This is a genomic window from Clostridium tanneri, from assembly GCF_033659955.1.
Taxonomy (GTDB): domain Bacteria; phylum Bacillota; class Clostridia; order Clostridiales; family Clostridiaceae; genus Clostridium_AM; species Clostridium_AM tanneri.
This window is the reverse complement of the sequence record NZ_JARUJP010000073.1, coordinates 1-1,226: the sequence shown is the minus strand read 5'-3', so window position 1 is coordinate 1,226 and position 1,226 is coordinate 1. Positions and strand designations below refer to the sequence as shown.

General features: G+C 27.5%; 1 protein-coding gene. It reads left to right on the top strand.

What is annotated here, in order from left to right; all coding sequences use genetic code 11:
• Positions 1-150 precede the first annotated feature (150 nt).
• Positions 151-900 carry a peptidylprolyl isomerase gene (locus P8V03_RS18975; RefSeq protein ID WP_261673638.1) on the top strand — a complete coding sequence of 250 codons (750 nt, stop codon included), beginning with the start codon at positions 151-153 and terminating at the stop codon, positions 898-900.
• Positions 901-1,226: the final 326 nt, after the last annotated feature.

Sequence of the window (1,226 nt, the reverse complement as noted above, 5' to 3'; positions counted from 1 at the left end):
AACTCAGATTTTATTCTGAGTTTTTTTTATATCAATTTTTATACGTAAACTTACATATAAAAGAAGAATAAACTAATATTATATAGAAAAATAGTAAAAATTGTGACATAATTAATTGTGTCAATAAAATAAAAAGCAAGGAGAAAAGATATGGAAAACAATGTATTAGCTATTGTAAACGGTTTACAGATTACAGAAAAGGAGTTAGAAGATACTATAAAAAGATTTCCAAGAGAAAGACAGGGGTATCTGCAGACAGAACAGGGGAAAAAACAGTTACTAGATGAGATAATATCTTTTGAATTAATTTATAACTATGCTAAGGATGCTGGAATAGAAGAAGATAAGGAATATATTGCACAATTAGAAAAAGCAAAAAAAGAAATATTGACACAGATTGCAATATCAAAGGTTATGAGTGAAGTTAAAGTTACAGATGAAGAGATTAAATCCTACTATGAAGCTAATAAGCATATGTTCAACAATCCAGAGATGGTAAGTGCAAAACATATATTAATTGAAAGTGAAGAGAAGGCTGAAGAAATTATTAATAAAATAAATAATGGAATGGCTTTTGAAGATGCTGCTAAAGAGTTTTCTTCATGTCCATCAAAAGCTCAAGGGGGAAGTCTTGGAAGATTTGCAAGAGGACAAATGGTACCTGAGTTTGAAGAAGCTGCTTTCACTCTTGAATTAGATGAACTAAGCAAACCTGTTAAAACGCAATTTGGATATCATATAATAAGAGTTGATGAAAAGGTGCCAGGTTCTGTACAGTCTTTTGACGAAGTAAAGGATATGATTAAAAATAACCTATTACAACAAAGACAAACATATAGATATTCACAGTTAAATAGTGAGCTTAGAGAAAAATACAATGTTGAAATAATGAATCAATAGTTTTTAATATAATTCTTAAGTATTAAGAGTTAACTAGCAAATAAGGTAAACCACAGTATTAAATTTTTATTCTGTGGTTTATTTTATTTAGTTATTAACTCATAACTAAATTGTATATCTACTATTTGCAATAAGTTAAAACTTATTATAGCAGGAAACACTACCTAGTGTATCAATATAAGAATAACTGAGATAACAGCATAGATTCCTAGTAATATTAAGCTGATAACAAATAGAATAACATTTAATATTAAATACATATAAGAATTATGATAGAATAGTCAATGTTGTTACAAGAAACAACAAGACTTAACAAGAACAACTTA